The organism is Serratia sp. CY83965, from assembly GCF_052166375.1.
Lineage (GTDB): Bacteria > Pseudomonadota > Gammaproteobacteria > Enterobacterales > Enterobacteriaceae > Serratia > Serratia marcescens.
In genome coordinates this window covers 251462-271474 of record NZ_JBJNOV010000003.1, presented here as the reverse complement: position 1 = coordinate 271474, position 20013 = coordinate 251462, and the positions used below count along the sequence as shown (strand labels likewise).

The window sequence follows — 20013 nt, the reverse complement described above, 5'->3', positions numbered from 1 at the left end:
ATTTACGGCTGCGCCTACGCGGAAAGCTTGACGATGGTCGCAGGGATCCCCTGACGCACCGCCGCACCGGTCACCCAATCCAGCCAGGTATTCGGCACTTCGCGCGTCGGATCGGCAAAGCCCAAATCGTTGAGGTTGATGCCGGCGGCGATGCGCTCATCCATCGCCAGCGGTTCGCCGTCCAGGTAGTGCTGACTGGCCCCCATCTCCCGGTGGCCGTAGCCGTGTTCCACCGCGATCACGCCGGGCATCACGCCCGTCAGTAAACTGATCTGCGCCTCTCGACTGCCGCCCGGCGTGCTGATGCGCACCCGGTCGCCGTGTTGAATGCCGAAACGTGCCCCGTCTGCCGGGTTCAGCGCCACCAGGTTCACCGACTTCACGTCGTGCAGGCGCCGGATCACCGCGGTAGAGCTGCTCATCACATTGGATTTGAAGGACATCAGGCGCAGTGGCCACTGCCGTTCAGGGTAGAGCGCTTCCACCGCGCGGCCGTCCGACAAACGCGCCGGATAGCAGGTGGGGCAGCCGCTGAAGCGCTCGCCGGTGATCGCATGCCGGTGCTTCGCCACTTCCGCATTCCAGATCTGCAGCGGTTTCTCCCAGCGGTTGCCCACGCTGCCGTCGCGGCGGCCGCTGTCATGATCCGCGAATCGGCCGCCGCGGCTGTAAATAAACGCCACGCGGTCGATTTCCTCGGCGCGCAGCGTCTGCGCAAGCTGCGGCAACAAGCGATCGACGCCGCTCAGCGTCAGTTCGTCCGCCCTCACGGCCGGCACCGGCGCCTTGCCGGCAAACGCCACGTTGGCGGCGGCGCGCAGATAATAATCCTCGGCGCGGTTGAGCGGCAGCAGCCCGCCCTGACCGTCGCCGATAGCGCGATCGCCGAACCCCGGCAGCGCCAGGCGTTTAGCGACGGCGATGCAAAACGCCTCCATGGAAATCGGCTGCCCTTGCGCCGTTTTCGCGGTCGCCGGCGTCACTATCGGCCAGCGCGCGGTAGTGGCCTTGCTGGCGACGCCGCCCCAGGGGGCGCTGAACCCCCAGCTCTCAAAATTATGGGTGTCCGGGACGATATAGTCGGCCAGCGCCGTCGTTTCGTTGATAAACGCATCGATGGCGATAAACAGCGGCAAACGCGCCGGATCTTTCAATCGTTCCTCCGCCACGCCGCGCAACCCGGCGATACCGTACAAGGGGTTGGTCATGTTCGAGATCCAGGCTTTCAGCCCGTACGGATACCCCGCCAACGCCGATGTCAGCAGTTCGGTCAGTTGCCCGGCGACGAACGGATACCAGGGCGCCCTGGCCGGCCAGGGGGAAACGCCCGCCGCCACTTTTTCGCGGTATTCGTCAGAGGTTTCATAGGCGGCCTTGCTGCGCGCGATATTCAGCCCCTTTGGTTTTACCAGGCCGGGAAACTCGACCAGGTTATAGCGCGGCCCCTCGGCGAAGCCATTGAATTTACCGCCGCCAACGAACACGCCCCCCGCCAGGCTCAGGTTGCCGATCAGCACGTTAAGCATCATCACCGACCAGGTATTGTAAAACCCGTTCGCCGCCATCATCCCGCCATGGGCGATCACCGCCGCCTTGCGCCCGTGGGCGGTAAAAGCCTCGGCCAGTGCCGCGATGCGTGCCACCGGCACGCCGCATTGCCGGCTGTACGCCTCCGGCGACAGCTTATCGGCGGCCTCTTTCAAACACTGGAAGCCGCTTTTCACCCCCACCTGCGCGCCATCGTGCAGCGTCACCGTACGGCTTACCCACAGCTCTGCGCTGTCGCACGTCTCGGCCGCCACCAGCTCACCCGCGCCGTTGACCACCAGCGGCGACGCCGACCCGGCGCCGTTCAGATCGGCCAGCGTCAAATGCTGCCCCGCGCGCGGATGCTCGTTCTCGGCGATCACCAGATGCGTGGCGTTGGTCCAGCTCTTCTCGCCGGCGCGTTGCATGGCGGCCTCCGACGGGATGGCGAGATAAGCGGCCTGATAACGCCGGTTGTCGAGGATCCAACGGATCATCGCCATCGCCAGCGCCGTGTCGGTGCCCGGCAATATCGGGATCCAATGGCCATGATCGTCCGCCAACGTGGTGGTCAGCGGCAGCGCCGGCGCCACCACCGCATAACGGAACTCGCTGCGCAATCTGGCGCTGGCCAGTTGCCGAGCCTGGCGCTTGAACGGGTTGCCGGACTGCGCCGGCGAAGTCCCCATAAACAGTGCGAATTCGACCTGTTCCCAGTCGGGTTTCACATGCGGGTTCTTGTCCAGATCGTTCATCAACGCGCCGGAACCGGCACGGTAGGCCAGCCCGCAGTAAGCGCCGTGCGCGCCGAAGTTTTTGCTGCCGAAACTGTTCTGGGCAAAGCGCCGCAGGAAGCTATCGCGCCCGTCGTCACCGGCGTTGGTCACCAATAGCTGGTTGGCTTTCGGCCCCAGCCCCGGCCGTCGGGCATCGATCGGCGTCTCCAGATCGCGGATCGCCCGCAGGCCGTCCACATGCCCCTCGCCGAACAGATCGCCGCCTTCCACCACGTCGGCGATCAACTGCTCAAAGCTGATGCGTTGCCACTTGCCCTCGCCGCGCTTGCCGACGCGCTTCATCGGCTCCAGCACGCGCAGCGGGCTGTAAAGCCCCTCCAGCAACGTGGCGCCGCGCGCGCAGGCGGTGGAGCGGGCGTCGAGGCCGCTTTCGCCGCCCAGCTGCGCCAACGCGTCCTGCAGCGGCAACGCAGAGTCGACGTGCCGTTCCTGAGACAGCGGATGGTACGGGTTGCCGGCAATGCGCAATACCCGGTCGGTCTGCCTGTCCACCCGTACCCGCACGCCGCATTGCGTCCAGCAACCGAAACATTGGGTCATCGAGATGGCCTGCTGCGGATTGCCTTGCCACTCCGGCATTGCCCGTCCTTCGGGCGGCAGGGAGTTGCCGTAGATACGATCCAGAGTCACCCGCCCTGAAGTGCCGTGAATCAAGCCGTCAATCGCCCGTTTGGCGACTTCGCGATAGCTCAGGCCGAAAGCGGACAATCCGCCGAAGGCCAGGCCCACTTTCAACCACTGACGCCGGGTGAATTTAGCCATGTTGTTTTCTCCGCAGTAAAAACGCCTGTGCTTCACGCACCATGATCATTAACGCCAGCCACAACCCGAAGGTGCCGACGATCGCCAGCAAACCGTCGGTGCCGAGCGGCAGGCTATAAGGGGAGTTAGACGCGTTGTATTTCGGAATGGTTTGTACCTCGATCAACAGCGTCCAGCGCATCAGCCAGCTCAGCCCCAGTGCGCCGGCCACCAGCAGCGGCGCGCCGCCGCGCGGCAAGCGCCGATAGCCGGTCCAGGCGGCGCAGGCCAGCGTCAGCCCCCACAGCGCAATCCATCCCGCGGCGTACCGGCGCGCCATCGCCTGCGTCTGCAGCCAGTGGCGTACCGCCGCGCCGGATAACGTATCGCCGCATCCCCACAGCAGGATCGCCCCGCCAAGCAGCAGCAACGTCAGCAACATCGCACGCGCCAGCGGCGCTTGCAGATCGGGCCGTTCGCGCAATGTCAGCAGCAGCAAAGCCAAGAGCGCCGGCAGCGCGCTGAGGAACATCACGATCGGAAATCCGTAGCTGAACCAGATTGGGCGGGCGCGCACGATGGAAACCTCTCGCCCGGTGTACAACAGCAGGCCGATAGCCACCAGCGCGCAGGCGGGCGCGATCCCACGCAGCAGCGCAACCGGTCTGCCCGTCAGCCGCGTAAATTCAATCGCGATAAACCACAGGCCGATCAGCAGGGTAAACAGCGGCAAGAATAGCGCGCCCCACGGCATCCACGACCAGGGCGTCGGGTAGGCGTAGAAATGCCAAAAGCGGGCGGTTTGATGCAGGTCGGCGGTCAACGCCAGCGGCGCGGTGATGGCGCACGTCAGCCCGATAAACAGCGCCGCACGCTCCAGGCGTGCGGCGTTGTCCCCTCCGCGCCAGCGCCACACGCAGGCCAGCAGCGCGGCGCAGGCGGCGATGCCGATAAAGAAGAAATATTGCACGGCCCACGGCAGCCAGCTCACTGCCTGCGGCTGGCTCAGTACTTCTGCGATCATCAGTTGGCGGCTCATCGTCCCTCCCCCCATAAGGCGACCTGCGCCCGCCCCGGCAGCGGCGTGACAAAGGCGTCATCCAGCCCCAGATAAAACACGTGGGGCGCGGTTTGGTTCTCCGGCTTGAGGACCTTGATCTCGGCCTCGTGGCGCCGCAGCAGCTTGCTCAGCGTGCTGTGCGGATCGCGCATATCGCCGATGATCCGCGCCCCACCCACGCACGACTCCACGCACGCCGGCAGCAATCCCGCTTCCAGCCGGTGCGCGCAGAAGGTGCATTTGTCCGCCGTTTGGGTGGCGTGATTGATAAAACGGGCATCGTACGGGCAGGCCTGCACGCAATAGGCGCAACCCACGCAGCGTTTGTTGTCGACCACCACGATCCCGTCCTCGCGCTGGAAGGTGGCCTGTACCGGGCATACCGGCACGCAGGGCGGGTTGTCGCAGTGGTTGCACAGCCTGGGCAGCAGCACGTTGGTCGCGACGGATTCGCCTTCGAGGCTGACCTGGTACTGGTTTACCGTGGTGCGGAACTCACCGTGCGGCGTCTGGTTTTCAATGGCGCAGCTCACGGTACAAGCCTGGCACCCTACGCAGCGCCGCAGATCGATCAGCATCGCGTAACGGCGGCTCGCATCCCCCTCGCGCCGCGTCGGCGCTAACGTCAGCCCGGCCTCCGCCACGGGGATCAGCGAAGCCCCCGCCGTCAACACGCCCAGCCGCTGTAAAAACTGCCGTTTACCGAAATCCATGCGCCTCTCCCACGTCCTGGGCATCACCCCGATCACGCTATTGATGCCCGTTAGATGAATAAACAATGTCGATGATTTACAGTGTAAAAATGACATTGGGCTCAGCTCTATTGTGGTTAACCACATACCGAACCTAACGTTGATCTAAAACAAGTGACGGCAGGCAGATTGCCCATCAGGAGGGGCTGTGAGGGTCGTGTTATTACTGCTGTTCAGTCTCGGCTGGGGTATGGCGGCACAGGCGGGAGAGTGGTCGGTCGGCGTGCTGGCGATGCGCGGCGATGCGGCGACCGCGCGTGACTGGCAGCCGCTGATCGACAGTCTCAACGGCAGCGTCGGCGGTGAACGCTTCCGCCTGCAGCCGCTCGATCTGGCGCAGATGCGCGAAGCGGTCAATCGGGGCAGCGTGCAGTTCGTGGTCACTAATCCGGCGCAGTTCGTGCAGTTGAACAACCACTATCATCTGCGCTGGCTGGCGTCGTTGCGCGCCGCCAACGGCGATCGGGCAACGGGTAACATCATCGGCAGCGTGATTTTGGTGCGGCGCGACAGCGGCATTACGACGCCGCAGGCGCTGATGGGCAAAACGGTGGGCGCCATCGATCCGCAGGCCTTCGGCGGCTATCTGACCGGTTATAAGGCGCTCAGCGACGCCGGCATACGGCCCGAGCGCGATTTTCACCTGCGCTTTACCGGTTTTCCTGCCGATGCCCTGCTCTATCTGCTGCGCGAGCGCGCCATTCAGGCCGCCATCGTTCCCGTCTGTTTGCTGGAGAAAATGGATCGGGAAGGCCTGATCAACCCAGCGGATTTTCGCCCGCTGTTGCAACGGCCCACATCGGTTCCCTGCGTCACCAGCACGCCGCTTTACCCCAACTGGTCGTTCGCCGCCCTGCCCGGTCTGGATAACTCACTGGTGGATGCGGTGGCAAGAGCCTTGCTGACCGCCCCACCGCAATCTCCCTTCCTGTGGGGCGCCCCGGCCTCGACCAGCGAGGTGGAAGCCTTGCTGCGCGCCGTCAACCAACACCCGGAACAGCGGCGGCTGTGGCTGGACATCAAGAGCTGGCTGATCCAGCATCAGACGGCCGTCGGCCTGTCGCTGGCGGTGCTGGCGCTGTTGATCGTCAACCATATCTGGATCGCGCTGCTGGTACGCCGGCGCGGGCGGCAGTTGCTTCATGCCGGAGAGCAACTGCGGCGACAGGAGCAGGCGCTGGAGAATGCCAGACAGCTGAACGTATTGGGGGAAATGGCCTCCGGCTTCGCACACGAGCTCAATCAACCGCTGGCGGCTATTCGCCACTATGCGCAGGGGTGCCTGATCCAACTGCGCAAAACGGACGCCGGGCACCCGCTGCTGACGCCGCTTGAAAATATCGACCGGCAGGCGCAGCGCGGCGGCGAGACGATTCATAACCTGCGCCAGTGGGTCCAGTCCCCCAGCGAGAAGGGAGACAGAGCGAGCTGGCGCCCCATCGCGGTGAGCGAAACCGCCGAGCGGGTGTGGACACTGTTGCGCCTGACGCAGCGCTATCCCGACCTGACGTTGTTCAACAATGTGGCACCTTCGCTGACGCTAATCCTGCCGCCGGCGCTGCTGGAACAGCTGCTGGCGAACCTGCTGCTGAATGCGGCGCAGGCCGGGGCCAACGCCGTCTGGCTTTCCGCCGTCCAGAGCGAACGGGCGATCGAGTTGCATCTGCAGGACAACGCGGGTGGGATGAGTGCGGCCGGGCTGGAACAGGCTTTTCGCCCCTTCAACACCACCAAAGCCGGCGGCATGGGGCTGGGGTTGGCCATTTGCCGGCGCCTGGCCCGCTATGGCGGCGGCGAGATCCTGCTGGCTAACCGCCTCGCCCCCGACAGCCGCAAGGGGCTGTGCGTAACCCTGCATTTCATATTGAACGATGAGGAAAACCATGTCGCTAATTCATCTGGTGGATGATGACGTCGCCGTCACCGACGCCTGCCATTTTTTGCTGACCAGCCTCGGCCACGACGTGCAATGCTGGAATGACAGCGCCGGCTTTTTGGCGCAGGCCGATCTGTTTCAGACCGGGATCGTCTTGCTGGACATGCGGATGCCGATACTCGATGGGCATCAGGCCTACGCTGAGCTGCGCCGCCGTGGCAGCACGCTGGCGGTGGTGTTCCTGTCCGGCCATGGCGACGTGCCGATGGCGGTGGAGCAGATGAAGTACGGCGCGGTGGATTTCCTGCAAAAACCGATCGCCGCTGAACCGCTGATCGCCGCCCTCGAACGGGCGCAGCAAGTCTCGGCCAAAGCCTGGCGACGCCATGAAACTTGCGGCCGTTACCGCACGCTCACGCCGAAAGAACGCGACATCGCGCAGTTGGTGGTGCGAGGCATGATGAACAAAGAAATGGCGGAACGGTTGAATATCGCCCTGCGCACCGTAGAGGTCCACCGGGCAAAAGTGATGGAGAAAATGCAGGCCGCCAGCCTGGCGGAATTGGTGATTCAGCTGCAGGTTTTACCGCACGCCGCGCAAGAATGATCGCATCAGGCAAAATTCCGCGCGCCCTCTTGCCAACCGGTCTTCCTCAGGCCAGAATACTGTACATTAAATCAGTGTTTACAGGTGAGTCATGTTTGTAGAATTGGTGTACGACAAACGCAACGTCGCTGGGCTGCCCAACGCCGCCGAGATTATTCGCAACGAGCTGGAAAAACGCGTGCATGCGTTGTTTCCGGAAGCTGACGTGCGCGTAAAACCGATGCAGGCCAACGGCCTGAACTCCGACGCCAGCAAAAGCGATCGTGAGAAGCTGAACCGAATGTTGGAAGAGATGTTCGAAGAAGCGGATCAGTGGCTGGTCACTGATATTTGACGGGCAGCAACGCTATTGACTCCCACTCAGCGGGAACCTTGCCGGGCAGAACGGGCAGCGTGTTTGCCCGAGCCTCTCGGTGATAATGCCGGCGCCGATGCAATAGGCGGCCAATAACCTACTGCACCGGCATTTACCTGGCATCCACTTTATTTATGAAACCGCGTTGGTTTCCGATGACACGTCATCGTTTGATACCAGCGCGTCCGGCGGCAACACCTCCACCTCTTCACGCGCCGGCATGGCGAGGCGCAGATCGATCCAGCGCCCTTCAGGAATATCCATCGCTTCGCCGGCCACGACCGTCGCGGTATCGATGTCAAAACGGCGTTTGCTGATTTTCACCGTAATAACGCCGTCGCTGTCGGTGGCGGTTTCTACAAAGCACAGGCGGTTGCCGTTCACGTCCTGCGGTACTTCGATGGTCCAGCCCTCCTTTGCCAACCCCAGCGAACCACTCAACTGATAAACGCCGGTGGAGATTCGCTCTGCGCTCACCCCCGTCGCCTCACCGTTAACGGCGACACAGCCGGCCAGCGCAAAGCCGCCGTCCAGATAGTCAGCCTGCATATGCTCGGGTGCCGCGGACAATCTCGCGATCGGCGAGGCTTTCTTGATAAAACCGTTGCCGTCAACCGTGGTGTTGGCTTCCGACCACATCCAAACCCAGGGGGTAAACGCGGTGCCATTCCAGCTGCGCACGGCAATTTTTCCCGTCTGTGCAGCACTCACGCCATAGCCGTAACAGGTTTGCACCGTTCGATAGCTGTCGTCGGTTCCCGCCTGCGTCACCGCCCATGAGCGCGTATCGAGGAAATATGTGCCAACGTCTTTGAAGGGGTTGCCAATGGGATCCGTGCTCACATAACCGCGCCGGCTTTGCATTTGCGCATTGAAGTTGCCTTTACTCGCCGCCGTCACGCCTTTACTCAACCCCCAGTCCTTCAGGTTTGGAATGTCTGCGACAGTGGGTTGATCGGACGAGCTGAATAACCGCGACCACGTGATGGTCGAAGGCAATGCGGTAGAGGAACTCCCCACCCAGGCCTGCCGCGAAACCGATGTGGCAAAATACGCGCACGACGGTCCGCCATCCACCGGCAGCGTTAATAGCCCCCCAGACACATTGCCCGGCCGATTGGCCGTCGCCACCGTGTAGCGCTGAATGGAAGATTTATTATCCTTCGCGAATGCATCCTCAGTATGAACCGGCCCGATCCCAAAACCGGCGATAGCAGATTGGGCGACCGTGGCATATTCGGGCAACGCCTGGGATTGCGAGAACGAAACGCCCGTACGCATATCAACTTTCATCACCCCGACCGGTTCCACCGATTGTTTTACCGCCTTATGCTCCCAGCGCAGGCCGGCAGCGTTCGCGTAGGTGATTTGCTCAACCGTATACCAGCAATTGAGTGAAAATGCATTAATTTTCAAATAGATATCATAATTATCTCGGCTAGATTCAATAACCTGAATATCCAAGATCGCCGTTCCGGTATCGTTAATAAAGGTGCCACCGATACGGTTGACCTTGTTGGTCGAATCGCTGGCGCTCTGATTGCCCGTTCTCAACATCAGACGTGACATGCCCGCGTTATAAGTAAAACCGTTAAAACCATTTGAACCATAAAAATTGAGGGCAACGCCTACGCCATTTTGCCCCGCATTTTTAAACTGCCCCAGCAGGAACCAGGCAGAGGTACTGGTATTGTTCTCCGGCAGCTTAAAGCGCACATTATCAAAGGCGGTCACCACCTGAGCGGCGCTCTTCGCCGCATTTTGCTCGCTCACTTTTGCCGCAGCAGCAGAGGAAGAAGCCTTGTCGGCGGACGCTGCCGCTTCAGCACGCAGACGATCGACGGTCTGCACAATCTCCGGCGTGATATCGCTTTCCCCTGGCCGACGCAGGAAATCATTGAGCGTGCCGGGCAGCGAATCGTTATAAACCTCGATAGCCCCCACTCGCTCCGGCTGCGCGCCATACACCGAGATGATGACCTCGTAAGCGCCCGGCTCCACGGGTAGGGAATATTTACCGCTATCATCCGTCACTGATTGTGATTTAGCCAAGCTCAGGACCGTTGACGAGGTTCTGACTGCGCGCAGGGTAATGGTTACGCCGGAGCGAGGATCGCCGTAAGGGCCTTTTAATACGCCGCTGATTAATGTCATTGTACTTTCTCCATAAGTTCTTTGATTAATTCATCCTGGCGATCGATTCTATCCAGAGCCTGATTCAATGCGGCCAGGGCCACATATCCCAGCGTTGAATAATCGACGGATTTTACTTTTTCGATATTTCTACCATCTTTTAATGTGATAGATCCGCCATCACTGATTAATAACGGCATCGTCTTTTCAATTTCCTGAGCAATTCCACCTATCTGTGGCTTGCCATCACGATTGAAAGAATAAAGCTTCAAGCCTCGAACAAGGGAAATAGGATCATTAATAACTTCAATGTCAGTTTTTATTCGAAGATCGGACCCGGTCACCCAACTTCCTGTCATGTTATTAATGTTCCCGCTAGCCAACCAGCGAGCCTCATGCCAATTCCCGACATAGTCCTGATATGAAATATACCCATAGTCTTCAATGCCAATCTCGCGACGTAACGCCATGACCATCGCGGTTTTCAAACCGTTTTGCTTCAGCGTTGATAAAAAAGTCCCTCCTGTTACTTGCCCAGCCATGGCGGTCGATGTGCGATGACAGATGACTGAGGGAGATTCATTATTTCCCCCATCAGCAATGAGTCCTTTAGGAGAAAAAATTGTATCATCAAATGTCGTTGACTTACGGAAGCGTGAATATCCCCCAACGTCAAGGTTTGCCGTTTGCCCTGTCACCAAAGAACCCTGTAAAGACAGTGAACCTTTAATTTCCTGGGCAGCGCTAATCGTCTTGTCTAACTTATTATTGAGTGAAGCTGAAATATTATTCCAGGCCGGGCCGCTATAGGTGCTGCCATCCGGCAACTTAACGGTAATATTTCCGGTATTGCTGAAGACCTGCTGCCAGTTCTCTTTATCGAGGTTCAGCCCACGCAGGGCTTTGGCCGTCTCAGCGGCCAGTTGGGCGGTGATGACGTTCATCGCGTCGCGCGGAACGGCATACCATGCTGCGCCCGCCTGCGTTGGGCCATCATAGGCTTTAATCAGCGTGGCCTGCGTGGCGTTATCAACGGTTTTCACCGGCAGCGTATAGGTGACGCCGCCGACCACGCTCACGATGAAATCACCGGATTTTAATTCGGTATTAAAGGCCGTTCCGGTACCTTTTACTATTATGGAATTACTCGTTAGGGTGAGAGTGCCTGCTGGCATAAGTATCCTCCTGAATTAGCCTGATAAAACCTCGTTACGGAGGTGATGATTACTCCAGCGCAAAGGCCGTATATTGTGGCGTGGCAAAAATGTTCACAATGAAGGTCGTTGAATGTCCTTGTCCTTGATCGAGTTCTCCTGAAGCAAGCTGCCAAAAGGCAGTCGAAGATTTCCCAATTAATGCATCGACATAAACGATGGATACCGAAGGTTGCCCGCTACCTGAACTGGAACTAACGGGAACCTCTGGCATATAGCCTCCACCGGTTGCATTTTGCCTAACCCCGCCATAACCGTGAGGATAGCCGCGTCCGCTTCTTCTAATTTGAATCTGTCCAAAAACACGAACGGGAATAACATTATTACCGCCAAAACGTAATAACCGACTCTCATTAGTATGATAACCCGTCCAGCTTAACATCGAGCCATCCATGATCGCGCCCTCGATATTTGCGGCGGAAAGTTTTCCCTCAATGGAACAGTTTTCAAGAATTCGACAATTGCCAATCACACCATTTTTAAACTCACCGGTGTCGGCATATATTGCTCCACGGGCGCTAATGTTATTGAATTGTGCCCCACCATCTTTATTTATCGCCCAGCCACGCTGCCCACTTATCCAATTAGAAGATTGGATATGCTGTGCGATCTTTGCGCTATCGATAGTGCCATTGCGAATAAACGCGTCGCTAATAAACACCTGCCCATCCACCACGGCAAACGGCGAATACTGATTGCTGTTGTTGCCGCTCATCAGCACGAACTGATTGGCGTTAAAGCCGACGCGAGTCGTGACAGGCCTGCCGTTTTCCGCCAATACCGCGATCGACATGCCGGCGTTATAGAAGGTGCCGTTCACCCGCACGCCCGCTTTCAGCGTATGGATGGCCGTGGCGCCGTCGGCGTCTACCGTCGCCGTCAGTTTGTCTTCCAGCACCGCCGCCACGTCGTCAATCTGCGCCTGCACTTGGGTTTTCATCTCGGCCAGCCCGCGATCGACCTCCGCGATGGTGGTTTTCACCACCATGATGTCGGCACGCACTTCACCATACTGCGCCCACTGGTGATCCACCGTCGCATTGTTTGCCAGCGCATTCTGCAAGATGGCGTCGATGTTGGTGTCGATATCGCCCACCAGCCGCTCGCCGTCTTTAGCGGTCAGAAGATCGTCGCCGATGTTCTCGAGATAATCGCCGGCGTCCGCGTTCGCCTGCCCGGCGCTCCAGCCAGTCCAGTCGCCCTGATTGCCCGTGCGGTCTTGCAGCCGCGCGCGGAACCAGAAGCCCTGTCCCGCCTTCAGCCCGGCCATAGCGTGGGTGTGCAGCGGATACGGGATATCAGCCAGCAGCATCGCGTTATTTCCGGCCGCGTTGTCCGCATACTGAATTTCGGTCTTGAGCGTATCTTCAGCGCCGGTAGGGAACGCCCAGTCGAGCTGGATGCCCCACAGCAAAGGCGATGCCTTGAAGCCGACAGGCATCGGCGGTTTACCCTCTTTGCCCTTGAGGTAGGTTTCCATCGACGTCGCCCAGATAGACGATACGTCACTGGCGTTGATGGCCCGCACCCGCACCCGATAACGACCGGCGTAAATCCCCGGCACTTCAAAGCCGAGCGCCGAGGTGCGCGGCACCGACACCCAGTTGCCGTTATCTTTGCGCCATTCCGCCTCATAGGCGATGGCATTTTCAACCGCACCCCAGGCGGCGCGCAGGGTGGTAATGGCGATACCCTGACTCACCGAGGAGTAGCTGTCGATGGTGATGTTTTTCGGCGGCGCCTGCACGCCGGGCGGAATGATGGAGATCGGACGATCGTCGATACGCGCGCCGGTATCGATGCGGGCGTACTTGTTCGGATCGTGTTCCGCGGCGTTGACGGTATAGGTGTTATCGCCGTTGTCGGCGATGCCCACCACGCGGTAAAGCTGCACCGCCAGATCGTCCGCATCGATGGACCAAGCCGCTTCCGGCGCCGGCGTCTCGCTGTAGGCGGTGGTGACGGTCACTACGCGATCATTCACCGCCTGCACGGTGCGCGCCTGCGCTTTACCTGAAGGCAGGTTAACGATCAGGCGATCGCCGGCTTTAGCGCCCGGCCTCCTGTCCAACGTCAGTTTACGTCCGTCCACGCCGCTGAGGCGCCCGCCAATCACTCGTCCGGCCAGCATCTGGTCCGCCACGCCGACGATATGCCCCGGCATGGGGATCATACCGTCCAGCCCCACGGAGAAGCTGACCGTACGATCCTTGCTGTTGGTCAACAGCGCCCAGCGGCCGCGGCGGTTCGCTTCGCTCGGCGTGGTGCAGCCGATGGCCGTCAGTTCGGTCTGGTTCACGTCGTAGCGGCGCACCAGATCGCTGTCGAATACCGCCTCTATCGCATCGGCGTAATGGTTGCCCGGATCGGACCAACTGACCATCGCGGTGCTGTAGCGGGTGCGCTCGCTGGCGGACGAGTAGGTAAACTTGCCGTCGATCACGTTGGCGCGGGTGTAGGTGAAGTCCATATCGCGCGGCATGTCCGCCAGGGCGACCATTTGGTTTTGCCCCCAATAGGTCATGCCGCGGAAGATGCCGGCCAAATCGCTCAGCACCGTCCAGGCCTCTTCCCGCGACTGCAGATAAACGTTGCAGGTGAAGCGCGGCTCCATGCCCTCGCCGCCGCGCCCGTCCGGCACCGGCTGATCGCAATACTGCGCGATGCGGTACAGTTCGGACTCGGAGACCTGGGAGGCGTCGATGCGATCGCCCAGGCCGAAACGCTCGGCCAAAATAATGTCGTAAAACACCCACGCCGGGTTGTCGCTGTAGGCCCACTTAAAGCCGCCGCTCCAGATGCCGGTATAGCTGCGCGTTTGCGGATCGTAATTGTCCGGCACGCGGATCAGGCGGCCGCGCGGTTTGCAGCTGATCTTCGGGATGTTGGGGAACTGCTTTGAGTCGAACTCCACGTAAAGCAGCGCAGTGTTCGGATAGCGCAGCTTGGCGTCAATGATTTCGGTCAGCGCCTCGATGTTCATGCGGTCGGCGATCCGGGCGCTGTTGGCGTTAGGCGTCAACCGGCGCACGCGCAGCTGCCATCCCGTGGTGGCCTTCGGCAAATTGATGCGATGCGAGCGTTCATACAGCGAGGTGGTTTTATCGTCGATCGCCGCCGTTAACACCTCCTGGTAACTGCCGCCGTCGGTCGCCACGTCGATGGCGTACTCGATGCGATAGCCGTTGACGTCGCCGTTGTCCGCCTGCTTTTGCAGCATGGGCCACCCCAGGCGCAGGCGGACGGCGGAAAGTTGCAGGTTAGAGACGGAGCGCACCCACGGCGCGCCGCTTTTCAGTTCGCTGCCGACCGAGATCTCATTTTCAACGGCGGGAATGCCCTGGATATATTCCTGCGCCTGCGAGCCAGGGCGGAACTCCCAGCGGAAACCGGGAAAGTTTTCCGTTCCGTCGCTGCTCAGCACCGGCGTACCGTCAACAAAAATGTTTGTGCCATCCAGCCCGCCGGCAAATTCTCCTTCGCCCAATGCGAACAGCATCTTCGCTCTGGCGATCGACTGAATGCTGTCCGGCGATTCTACCGGCGTGTGGCCGCCACCGCCGCCGCCTTTTCGCCCACGGATCATGTTCTGTGCCATATTTCGCCCATAAAAAAAGCCGCTATTGCGGCTGTCTGTTCAAACGGATGTCGTTATTGCTGGTCTTCGGTATAAATGCCTGCGGAGATAATCGCCCCGCCAATTTCACGCGTGCCGTACAGCACGCCGACGGGATTGCCCTGCGCCGTGGTGTTGACCGGCCCGCCAAAGGCATAGCTCGGTTTATTTTCCGGGCCTTGCCGCATGCGCAGCCCGCCCATTTGCGGGGAAAGCATTTGGACGACGCCGCCGAGGGCCATTGCGGCACCGCTCATTGCCAACACCCCACCGAACGTACCAGTCGAACCAAAAGCCGCCCATCCAGCAGGGCCGGTTAGCATCGCAGCCCCAATCAAAGCGACACCTAAAATAGTTTGGAATAGACCTGCACGTTTGCTCCCAATCACGACAGGAACAAGGTGAATATCTTCCGTCCCTTTGGTTAATTCCAGTTCCTCCTGCCCGACATTGCGCTTACCAACGAAAACTGAAAATGTCAGACCGCGTTTGTGAGCTTCAAGCATGTAGCGCTCAAAGCCGGGCAGCAGATTTTTCATGGCATCAATAGCCTTTGGTACATTGCGAGCACGATACTCAAATTTTTTTCCAAATATGCCAACCATCGGGCCATGGAATCGTATTGTTCTCAATGGTATCTCAATAAAAGTCATAATGCCTCGATAAAATATTTTTAAATCCCTACAAGCAAGATTTAATCGCTATTAAGGTCACTTTTATTCTCCGCTCAGGAAAAAGAACGGACCTTGTCCCCTCTCCATAATAAACAACTTTCGTTCCGGTATTAATTTTAAGTAAATCGATAAACTCCAGTCCAGCCAGTGGAACTAAAGTTACTCCATTTTCTAAAGGCTTAACTGTTGTATTAATTGCAGGCCCATTATAAGTTTCACTATCTAATTTTGGAATTAAACATGTTTCCATTTGCTCCAGTGTTTTGGTTGTCGAAAAGGTTTGCGTTGGATTTTTTCTAATGTCTGAATAACTCATTGCACATCCCGCCAACCCCAGTACCACCAGCCCAATCATTAACTTTTTCATTACCCTTTTCCTTAAGCTGAAAAGTGGAATGATAGCATCACATCAGGACTTTGTGCCGCAACACCTTCACCGTCCGCTCCTTCCAATAACCGCCGTAAGGCACCCGCTGGCTAAGCATGCCGTACATATGGTGCAGCAACAGGCCATCTGCCAGCAGAATGCCGGCGTGGTTGGCCACCGGTGCCGAAACCTGCATGATCGCCATGTCGCCTGGGCGCGGCGGGCCATCGAACTCGCGAAAGCCGCAGGCATGCCAGTTATCCAGATAGCGGTTTTCACCCCGCTCCCACCACGGGTAATCAATGCGGTAATCCTGGAGCGTTATGCCGTGTTCCTGGCGGAAATAGCTCATGACCAGCCCCCAACAGTCGGTATGCCCCAGCACGAACTGGCGGCCCACCAGCGGCAGTTCGCCGCGCGGCAAAATGGTGCGCAAATCCCCCTCCGGCCAGCTGGCTATCGCCCAAGGCAACTCCATCGCGTCGCACTGCGCCTTGTCCAGCTCACTCGGCTGCGTGGTGGCGTCCGGGTGGCTGTGCACAATGAGGGTGATGGTGCCCCATTCGGCGGCGGCCACGTAGTCTTCCGGCGCCAGATGAAACTGCTCGGTGGGGTTGTCCGCCAGGTTGCGACACGGGAAATAGCGCTCCACGCGGGATTTTTGCGCCACCACGCCGCAGCATTCGCGCGGGTACTCGGCCTTGGCGTGCGCCATAATGGCCGCCGCGGTTTTTTCTTTCATACTCGCCCCCTACTGCCGGATTAACGCCGCGCCCGGGAAGCCGCCAAACGGCAGCGGTTCGTGCTCGCCAAAGCGTTTCTGGCAGTCGCTCAGCAGCCCGCCGCAGCGATCCTGGCTCGGGTCCTCCACCGGGTTGCCTTTGTCGTCAAAGTAACGGCTACCGGCGTAATCGCAGCCCTTGCCGGTGCGATAGTCGCCGCGCGAGCACCAGGTGCACAGGCTGTGGATTTGCCGGGTCGGAATGCGCAACCCCCGCAGATCCGCCGGGCTGGAGAGTTCGAACTCCACCGCCTCGTCGCTTTCCGTCGCCTTGCGATCGATGTAGAACACCTGCAGCTTTTCCTGCAGCGGATCGGCCGAAGAGTTTCCCTGCGGGAAATTGCGGGCGTCAAGGTAGTGCACCAGCGTGTCGTGGATCCGCACCTTGGCCTGCGCCATGTCCTCAAACTGCAGGCAGAGCGCGCTGATCAGGCCGTTGATATTGGCGACCGACAGCTTGGGCGCGTTGCCCTGGCTGTCGGCGGAAATCTCCAGCCCTTCAATGCTAAACGGCCACGGGCCGTACTCCAGCCCCTGCCACCAGACCGATTTCGCCGGCAGTTTGCTTTCATCACCGCCCGCAGCGGCCAGCTCTTGCGGCGTAAACGGCAGGGTATCGCAATGAAAGCGCAGAATATCGGCGCCAAACCGGGTGCCGTCCACCTCAATCAGGCGGATGCGGTTGCCCGGCTCCAGCTTTTGCAAATCTGAATTCAGCATCATCTCCCCCGATTAAACGTGAAAGGCCTCGGTAAACGTGGCCGTCAGTGAATAGTTGCCCCCGCCCATCGCGACCGGCTTATAACCCTCGCAGCGGTAAAGGCCGGGAACCTGCGTCGGTGGCGTCCATTGGAAGGACTTCACCCCATGATGATTTTCCAGAAAGACGATGATCGGCGTGATGTAGTCATACTTGCCGACAAAGGTCAGATCCCAGGAGCGCACGATCGGGTTAATGCCGTCGCCGGAGACCTGCGCATAGCCGTCGCCGAACTGCGCCTTTCTGACGCGAAAGCGCATATCGCCGGCGGCATTGACGCGCGCCGGAAATTCAAATGTCTGAATGCCCATTACATCCCCTTGATTGCTTTCCAAATCGGCTGGCCCGGCATCAGGTTGCGGTTGATCACCTTCTGGCTTTCCTGCGCGGCGATATTGCCCATCCGTTTACCGAACTCGCCCCATCCCGGATCGGCCTGCGAACTGACGTTGCCGCCGTTCTCGATAGTGATGTAGACATTCGGCGCCGCCGCAGACTGCTGGCCGCCGCCGATCGCCCGCACGCCGAGCGAACCGTCCGCGCCGCGTTTGAGCGGCATAATGGCCTCCGGCCCGGCTTCGCCCATCAAGCCGGCGCCTCTGGCGAACGCGAACAACGTGGGATTGCTGACGATCTGGCCGCTGAATGCGCTCAGCGAAGGCGAGGCGTATACGCCGCCCTTGGCGTTGGGGACATAGCCTTGCCAACCGGTCGGCATGCCCATCGCGCCTGAACCGGCCGCGCCCGCGCCGGCGCTTGCAGCCCCGCCCAGCAAACCGCCGCCGATGTTCATAAAGGTAGAGAGAAAGGTTCTGGTTAACAGCGCCTGCATCGCCAGATCGATCAGTTGCTGAATGATGGACTGCGTCATGGAGGTCATCAAACCGAGCATGCTTTGCTTAAAGTTTTGCGTCCCGGTCAGCAGATCGAACATCATGCCGGAGGTCCGTTCCCGCATCATGTCCACCAGCCCCAGCGCCATCTTGTGCACGCGGCTCTGCCCGCCGAACAGACTCAGCGCCTGCTGATACTGAGCGTCCGACGATTCTTGCGTCGACGCCTGCATCAGCTGTTCATAGCGCTGTTTATCCAGCAAGCCTTGCTGGTAGTAGGCCTGGTATTGCGCCTGCTGCTGCACCAATTGGTTGTTAAGCCGAGCGACAGGGTCCACATCACCGGCAATGTTCATACGCGGCGCGGCGAGCGCGTCGGTTTCGGCCTTCAGCCGCTGGCGCGTCATTTCTTGCTGCTGCATCCGGCTGGCGGTGTGGTACTCGCGCTCGGTCAACAGCCGCCCGTCATACAACGCCTTCAGCTCCTTGCCGACCTCTTGCTCTTTACGCACCGCCGCCTGCCCTGGCGCGTATTGTTCAGCGAGCTGTTGCCGCTGCCGCTGGTACTTCTCGGCGTTCAGCGCCATCGCACGCTGCACATCGGCCTGCCCGGCACCAGCCGCCTTGGCCGCTGACGCCAGCTTGGCCTGTGCGCTTTGTTCATCCTGGGTGATTTTGTCGAGGCTGCTCAGATGCGCCTGCTCGATTTCCTGACGCAGCTGTTGGTACTGATCAAGAGCCTGCTGTCGCTTACGACCACGATTATCTGTACTTACCATATCCAATGGATAATCGGGGGGTGGGGGGCCCATCAATTGTGCTGGCGCAGTAACGGGCAAAATATTGCCGGCTGGCTGATTAAATTGACGAGCAGCCCCTGTCAAAACAAGAAGGTTAGCTTGGTCAATATTTTGCATACTAGTGCGAGTATTTTGAATCCCGATGTCAATTGACTCGAGAGCCGCTTCTGCACGCACCCGCGTAGCTTGCATCTGCTTTTCAACACCAAATATGTCGCCCAGCCAACCAGGGTTACTCTGGATTCGTTCTATTCTCTCGTTTGCGTAATTCAACAAATTCTGCTGCTTATCTCGCTCACTAAGCTGTTCTTCGAGCTGCTCACTGAGATCTAATTTTCTCAGGGCAAGTTGCTTACTAGACAGTTTGATAAGCTCTGACGTAGTTAGAATCGCAGCATCTTTCAGACTTACCGCAGCCTCTTTGGCTTGCATTGTTTGCTCATAAAAGTATGCCATCCCCAATCCCGCCTGGATGGCGACACCGATCGGGCCGCCAAGCACACCCAGCGCGACATTGGCGACACGAGACGCCGCGCCGACGCCCGATGTCGCCTGAGCCGCCCCGCGCGCCGCCGCCGCCTGATCGCGCCAGGCCGCCGCGCTGTCATTCAGGCCACCGGCCAGTTTCAGCATCTCCTCCGCCCGGCTGCCACCTTCGCCGGAAGCGCTGCTCGCCTGGCGAGCCGCGTCGTCCAACTGTTTCATCTGCGCCGTCGCGGCGACGGTGATGGACGCGAGTTCGGTGAGCGCCTGCCCATACTGGCGCGAGGTGGCTGCGAGGCCCTGCAGCGACAGCTCAACGCCGGCCAGCCCCGCCAGTTTCCCCGCCAGGCCGCCAAGCGTGCCACCGATGCGTTGATACGACTCGTCGGTCTTCTTCGCGTCCTGCTGAGCCTGGCGGTTAAATTTGGCGGATTGTTCCCCGGCGGTACGGTAAGCCGCCGTCAGTTTGTTTTTAAAGTTGGTGTCATTCAGTTGCAACCCGACGACCAACTGTGCGGTATCAGCCATTTCCCAGCACTCGCATAACGTCAGCACACTGCATATCAATACTGCTTTGCGCGGGCTGACCGGATTGATGAACGGGGGCACTCTCCGCCGCATCGGCCGTCATGCCTTG

Annotated in this window: 15 protein-coding genes; 3 read left to right on the top strand and 12 right to left on the bottom strand. The window is 59.6% G+C overall.

Annotation, left to right across the window (positions count from 1 at the left end; translation table 11 throughout):
- Positions 1–14: 14 nt before the first annotated feature.
- The 3 genes from ttrA to ttrB are packed head-to-tail and all read right to left on the bottom strand — an operon-like array spanning position 15 to position 4838.
- Positions 15–3086 carry a tetrathionate reductase subunit TtrA gene (gene ttrA, locus ACJ8PL_RS09190; RefSeq protein ID WP_442531087.1) on the bottom strand — a complete coding sequence of 1024 codons (3072 nt, stop codon included), beginning with the start codon at positions 3084–3086 and terminating at the stop codon, positions 15–17.
- Complete coding sequence (gene ttrC / locus ACJ8PL_RS09185; protein WP_442531085.1) at positions 3079–4104, bottom strand: tetrathionate reductase subunit TtrC; 1026 nt, start codon at positions 4102–4104, stop codon at positions 3079–3081. The genes ttrA and ttrC overlap by 8 nt, the downstream gene beginning before the upstream one ends.
- Positions 4101–4838, bottom strand: coding sequence for a tetrathionate reductase subunit TtrB (ttrB, locus tag ACJ8PL_RS09180; RefSeq protein WP_049300466.1), 738 nt, complete (start codon positions 4836–4838; stop codon positions 4101–4103). The genes ttrC and ttrB overlap by 4 nt, the downstream gene beginning before the upstream one ends.
- A gap of 229 nt (positions 4839–5067) precedes the next feature.
- On the opposite strand from ttrB, the gene ttrS reads away from it, so the two are divergent.
- The 3 genes from ttrS to ACJ8PL_RS09165 all read left to right on the top strand — a co-directional run bounded on the left by ttrS (position 5068) and on the right by ACJ8PL_RS09165 (position 7694).
- Positions 5068–6786 carry a tetrathionate respiration histidine kinase TtrS gene (gene ttrS, locus ACJ8PL_RS09175; protein ID WP_239044589.1) on the top strand — a complete coding sequence of 573 codons (1719 nt, stop codon included), beginning with the start codon at positions 5068–5070 and terminating at the stop codon, positions 6784–6786.
- Positions 6761–7360, top strand: coding sequence for a tetrathionate respiration response regulator TtrR (gene ttrR / locus ACJ8PL_RS09170; protein WP_079450274.1), 600 nt, complete (start codon positions 6761–6763; stop codon positions 7358–7360). The genes ttrS and ttrR overlap by 26 nt, the downstream gene beginning before the upstream one ends.
- 91 nt (positions 7361–7451) lie before the next feature.
- The gene (locus ACJ8PL_RS09165; RefSeq protein ID WP_004935803.1) at positions 7452–7694 is read left to right on the top strand and encodes a DinI family protein; all 243 of its coding nucleotides are present in this window, start codon (positions 7452–7454) and stop codon (positions 7692–7694) included.
- Between the two features lie 153 nt (positions 7695–7847).
- Here the strand turns inward: ACJ8PL_RS09165 and ACJ8PL_RS09160 are convergent, their stop codons facing one another.
- From ACJ8PL_RS09160 to ACJ8PL_RS09120, 9 genes are read right to left on the bottom strand one after another with little or no spacing between them, the layout of a single operon-like run.
- On the bottom strand, positions 7848–9869 hold the full coding sequence (locus ACJ8PL_RS09160; RefSeq protein ID WP_075205920.1) for a phage tail fiber protein: 2022 nt from the start codon (positions 9867–9869) through the stop codon (positions 7848–7850).
- On the bottom strand, positions 9866–11023 hold the full coding sequence (locus tag ACJ8PL_RS09155; RefSeq protein WP_049300463.1) for a tail fiber domain-containing protein: 1158 nt from the start codon (positions 11021–11023) through the stop codon (positions 9866–9868). The genes ACJ8PL_RS09160 and ACJ8PL_RS09155 overlap by 4 nt, the downstream gene beginning before the upstream one ends.
- 49 nt (positions 11024–11072) lie before the next feature.
- Positions 11073–14660 (bottom strand): TipJ family phage tail tip protein, encoded by a 3588-nt coding sequence (gpJ, locus tag ACJ8PL_RS09150; protein ID WP_079452208.1) that lies wholly within the window; start codon positions 14658–14660, stop codon positions 11073–11075.
- 53 nt (positions 14661–14713) lie between these two features.
- A complete protein-coding gene (locus ACJ8PL_RS09145) occupies positions 14714–15331 on the bottom strand; it encodes a tail assembly protein (RefSeq protein ID WP_079450276.1) in 618 nt (205 codons plus the stop codon).
- A 28-nt stretch (positions 15332–15359) separates the two neighbouring features.
- Positions 15360–15719 (bottom strand): hypothetical protein, encoded by a 360-nt coding sequence (locus tag ACJ8PL_RS09140; protein WP_131818044.1) that lies wholly within the window; start codon positions 15717–15719, stop codon positions 15360–15362.
- Between the two features lie 37 nt (positions 15720–15756).
- Positions 15757–16461, bottom strand: coding sequence for a C40 family peptidase (locus ACJ8PL_RS09135; protein ID WP_079452207.1), 705 nt, complete (start codon positions 16459–16461; stop codon positions 15757–15759).
- 9 nt (positions 16462–16470) lie between these two features.
- Complete coding sequence (locus ACJ8PL_RS09130; protein ID WP_079450278.1) at positions 16471–17223, bottom strand: phage minor tail protein L; 753 nt, start codon at positions 17221–17223, stop codon at positions 16471–16473.
- Between the two features lie 9 nt (positions 17224–17232).
- Positions 17233–17571 (bottom strand): phage tail protein, encoded by a 339-nt coding sequence (locus ACJ8PL_RS09125; protein WP_019453671.1) that lies wholly within the window; start codon positions 17569–17571, stop codon positions 17233–17235.
- Entirely contained in the window at positions 17571–19985 is a 2415-nt protein-coding gene (locus ACJ8PL_RS09120) for a phage tail tape measure protein (RefSeq protein WP_442531084.1), read from the bottom strand. The genes ACJ8PL_RS09125 and ACJ8PL_RS09120 overlap by 1 nt, the downstream gene beginning before the upstream one ends.
- Between the last annotated feature and the right edge of the window lie 28 nt (positions 19986–20013).

Coding starts and splice junctions, on each gene's coding strand:
- ttrA (WP_442531087.1), bottom strand. CDS start 3,086: ATGGCTAAATTCACCCGGCGTCAGTGGTTGAAAGTGGGCCTGGCCTTC.
- ttrC (WP_442531085.1), bottom strand. CDS start 4,104: ATGAGCCGCCAACTGATGATCGCAGAAGTACTGAGCCAGCCGCAGGCA.
- ttrB (WP_049300466.1), bottom strand. CDS start 4,838: ATGGATTTCGGTAAACGGCAGTTTTTACAGCGGCTGGGCGTGTTGACG.
- ttrS (WP_239044589.1), top strand. CDS start 5,068: ATGGCGGCACAGGCGGGAGAGTGGTCGGTCGGCGTGCTGGCGATGCGC.
- ttrR (WP_079450274.1), top strand. CDS start 6,761: ATGTCGCTAATTCATCTGGTGGATGATGACGTCGCCGTCACCGACGCC.
- ACJ8PL_RS09165 (WP_004935803.1), top strand. CDS start 7,452: ATGTTTGTAGAATTGGTGTACGACAAACGCAACGTCGCTGGGCTGCCC.
- ACJ8PL_RS09160 (WP_075205920.1), bottom strand. CDS start 9,869: ATGACATTAATCAGCGGCGTATTAAAAGGCCCTTACGGCGATCCTCGC.
- ACJ8PL_RS09155 (WP_049300463.1), bottom strand. CDS start 11,023: ATGCCAGCAGGCACTCTCACCCTAACGAGTAATTCCATAATAGTAAAA.
- gpJ (WP_079452208.1), bottom strand. CDS start 14,660: ATGGCACAGAACATGATCCGTGGGCGAAAAGGCGGCGGCGGTGGCGGC.
- ACJ8PL_RS09145 (WP_079450276.1), bottom strand. CDS start 15,331: ATGACTTTTATTGAGATACCATTGAGAACAATACGATTCCATGGCCCG.
- ACJ8PL_RS09140 (WP_131818044.1), bottom strand. CDS start 15,719: ATGAAAAAGTTAATGATTGGGCTGGTGGTACTGGGGTTGGCGGGATGT.
- ACJ8PL_RS09135 (WP_079452207.1), bottom strand. CDS start 16,461: ATGAAAGAAAAAACCGCGGCGGCCATTATGGCGCACGCCAAGGCCGAG.
- ACJ8PL_RS09130 (WP_079450278.1), bottom strand. CDS start 17,223: ATGATGCTGAATTCAGATTTGCAAAAGCTGGAGCCGGGCAACCGCATC.
- ACJ8PL_RS09125 (WP_019453671.1), bottom strand. CDS start 17,571: ATGGGCATTCAGACATTTGAATTTCCGGCGCGCGTCAATGCCGCCGGC.